The 3,648-nt window shown below is 50.8% G+C and carries 3 protein-coding genes; all 3 read right to left on the bottom strand.

The features are described 5' to 3' along the window. Positions 1 to 318 (bottom strand): hypothetical protein (locus H6F80_RS05705; RefSeq protein WP_199296402.1); only part of this gene is annotated, 318 nt, incomplete at its 3' end. Positions 319 to 692: 374 nt separating this feature from the next. Then, positions 693 to 1,049 carry a hypothetical protein gene (locus H6F80_RS05700; protein WP_190790630.1) on the bottom strand — a complete coding sequence of 119 codons (357 nt, stop codon included), beginning with the start codon at positions 1,047 to 1,049 and terminating at the stop codon, positions 693 to 695. A 121-nt stretch (positions 1,050 to 1,170) separates the two neighbouring features. Then, positions 1,171 to 3,648 (bottom strand): DNA polymerase I (polA, locus tag H6F80_RS05695; protein ID WP_190790629.1); only part of this gene is annotated, 2,478 nt, incomplete at its 5' end.

Below are 3,648 nucleotides of genomic sequence, written 5' to 3'. Positions count from 1 at the left end.
CAATACGCTCAGAAAGCGGCTACTTGCTTGGGCAAATGGATCAACAAAGAAAAGTTTTGCGTGGGGCTTTTGCTGACGTAGGGTTCGGATAAGGGTTTCAACGACTTCGGGTTGTTCTCGCCAGCTTGGCATCAGAAAGAAAATGTCTGAGCGATCGCCCAAGCACAAATTCACTGCTTCGTTCAAGGTTGGAACATTTTTAACAGCAACCTCTAACCCTAACTCTTGTCTTAATTCACGTTTGTGATAGAGAAAAGGTTCTTGCTGAGCCGTAACAATCTTGTCGTTTGTATAACCAACGAATAACACAGATTTCATGGTAAAGAACCCCGGGGAACCACGCATAGCTTAAGGGAATTTTAATGAGCAGCCTATGAAGCTTAAGAGAATTTTTTATAAGGAAAATCTGAGCGGAACGGTAGATCGAATTGCACCAAACGGTAGTCGCTCAAATGGATGTCGGTTGAGTAGGCTAAAAAATTAACCCTTGCCCGGCTCAGGCGAGGGAATGTACCTGGGATCGTTCGACTTCTGTGGACGAATTCCCCTCAACGCCTACTCCTGCTCCACAAAAAAAGGGGCGAGGCTTTGCCTCAGGAACCCCTGCTCTAGCAATGGCTTTAGCGATTGTTGAAATTCAGAATTATTGAAATTCACACCCCGCAAATACTGCTCAACTGCCCGATCCGAAACTATGCTTCCAGCACACGCTGAATCCGACGCTCAAGCTGGTCGAGATCGAGTCCGCCTTCGTCGCGGCTAATTCGCCGAACCGTAGAATTGACCTTCGACAAATCCTGCAACAGGTCAGTCAGGATCTCCTGCTGCTGGCGAGACTGAATCACTTCACGCGGCTCCTGTACCAGATCGCGGACGATCGTATCTTCGGCACGAGATGCCACAATCGGGTCAGGCTGCCCTTCGAGATAAACAAACGTCCGCCGTCCGGGTCCACGCTCCTCTTCCACGGGCTGAAGCGATGTCACCTGATCCGATCGCACATACTTCCCAAACCCTAAATGCACCAATACGGATGATTGAATCTTCATACTGCTTGTGCCTACTGCTACCTCTACTCTCTATGGTAGACAATTTACAGAATCGATAGGATCAAGAGTAGAAGCGGGTTTTACGGCATTTCAGGTAGTGGTTTACACGGGATTTTGAAGGTTATTTTGCATCCATCCAGTTTTTTCCTGCTTTTACTTCAACGCGCAACGGCACATCGAGCTGCACCGCGGATTCCATCGTGTCTTTAATCTGAGGCTGAAGTTCTTCCCAGGTATCGGGGTGAATTTCAAACACCAGTTCGTCGTGAACTTGCAGCAGCAGGTGTGCTTTGTCTTGATAGCCACGCAGCAAGTCGTGCAGCTTGACCATTGCGATTTTGATAATGTCTGCACTCGATCCTTGAATTGGGGCATTCGCAGCCGCCCGCATCAGCTGAGCATCGTACTGATCGCGCAGCCGGATTTGCTCCAGGTCGATCTTTGCCGGATCTTTGCCTTTTAATCGCTTCAGGCTATCGCTGCCGAAGTTGAAGTAGCGGCGACGACCCTTGATCGTGGTGACGTAGCCTCGCCCGATCGCCTCCTGCTGCATTTGCTGCAAATAGGCAAACACTTTGGGATACCGCTGGTTAAAGCGATCGATAAACACCCGCGCATCGCTGGTCGAGAAACCGGATTCTCGCGCAAATCGTGAGGCACCCATGCCGTAGATCACGCCGAAGTTGATCACCTTTGCCAGCCGTCGTTCTTCGGGGGTGATGTCATCTTTCTCGAATAGAAGCTGGGCTGTCAGAGTGTGAACGTCGCGATCGTTTTGATACGTCTCTAGCAGCACGGGTTCGCGGCTCAGGTGTGCCAGAATTCGCAGTTCGATCTGGGAATAGTCAGCAGCAACCATCAGCCAGTTCGGTTCGGGAATAAAGGCGGCGCGAATTTGGCGGCTAAAGGCAGTGCGAATGGGGATGTTTTGCAGGTTGGGATTGGAAGAAGAAAGTCGTCCGGTGGTGGTAACTGCCTGATTAAAATCGGTGTGCACCCTGCCCGTACTGGGATGCACCAGCGTCGGCAGCGAATCCACGTAGGTAGACTTCAGCTTCGTTAAAGTCCGGTGTTCGATCATGGCATCGACAACGGGGTGATCGCCCTGAAGTTTTTCCAGCGTAGCAGCGTCGGTAGAGTAGCCCGTTTTAGTTTTGCGCGACTTTTTGCGATCGAGTCCCAGCCCATTAAACAGCAGATCGCTGAGCTGCTTGGGTGAACCGAGGCTAAACTTTTGTCCTGCCGCTTCATAGGCACGCAGTTCGATCGCTGCCAGGTCGGTTTCGAGCTTTTCGGAAAACTGTTTTAGATAGTCCGTATCGATGCGAATACCTGTCCATTCCATGTCTGCCAGCACGGGTTCGAGCGGCACTTCTACTTCGCGTAATAGGCGATCGAGTTCGGGGTAGTCGTGCAGTTCGGCGCGCAGTTTAGACACAAGTTGATAAGTGATGTAAGCGTCTGTGCCGCAATAGTCTGCAACTGGCTCTACTTCTAAATCAGCAATGTTCTTGCCCTTTGGAACTAAATCCTCGTATCCCAGAGACGTCAAGCTCAAGTAGCGAATCCCCAGGTCGCTCAGTTTATGGCTCTGCTCCGGGTTAATTACATAGCTTGCTAGCATCGTGTCAAACACCACGCCTCGAAGCTCGATGCCCTGTTTTCGCAGCACAAGGCGATCGTACTTCGTGTTCTGAAGCACCTTGGGATAGTCTGTATTTTCCAAAATCGATCGCAGCGACTCTAGAGCCAATTTTTGGTCGAGATTTCCTCCCGATCGATGCCCCAGCGGAATGTAGGCAACATCGTCCGCCTTTTCGCCCCAGCAGCAGCCAATCCCGACCAGCTCGGAATCCAGCGGATCGATTGCGGTTGTTTCCGTGTCCCAAGCAACGAACTGATTTGGATTGGTGAATTGTTGGAGGCGATCGACCAGCGATTTTAATTTTTCTGGGGTATCGATGATGTGCGGTTGCACGATCGCCGATTTCATTTGCTGGCTTTCAGCGGTTTCTTCTGCGCTAAAGAACCACATATCATCAGTTTCGGGTGCATCAAACAGGCTAGAGTTACCTTTGCCGGGAGCAAGCCTGGCGTTTGCAATTTCTGGATCAGCAGAATGGCGATTGGCGGGATCAGTATTCTCCGCAGTTGGATCGTTGAGAAGTCGCTGAATCTTATTTAGATTGCCGAGAAATTGACGGAACTCCAGCTTTTCCAATATGGGGACGATCGCCTCTGGCTCAAACCCGTGCAGCTTGAAATCTTCCAGCGAGACATCGAGCGGCACGTCCAGGTGAATCTGCGCCATATACTGCGAGTGCAGCGCGGCATCTCTGCCTTCTTCTAATTTCTTTTTCGTTGCGCCTTTAATCTCGTCTAGCGAGGCATAAATGCGATCGAGCGAACCATAGGTACCTAGCAAACTGGCAGCCGTCTTTTCACCAATGCCCTTCACGCCTGGAATGTTGTCTGAAGGATCGCCGCAGAGTGCCTTAAAGTCCACAATCTGCGAGGGCAAAATCCCCATCTTATCCTTCACCTGATCCACCCCAAATTCCTTTGGCGGTGGCGTACCTTTGCCAAACGTGGTACTCAG

Source organism: Leptolyngbya sp. FACHB-711, from assembly GCF_014695615.1.
Lineage (GTDB): Bacteria > Cyanobacteriota > Cyanobacteriia > Elainellales > Elainellaceae > Leptolyngbya_A.
This window is presented reverse-complemented; position numbering and strand designations above follow the sequence as displayed.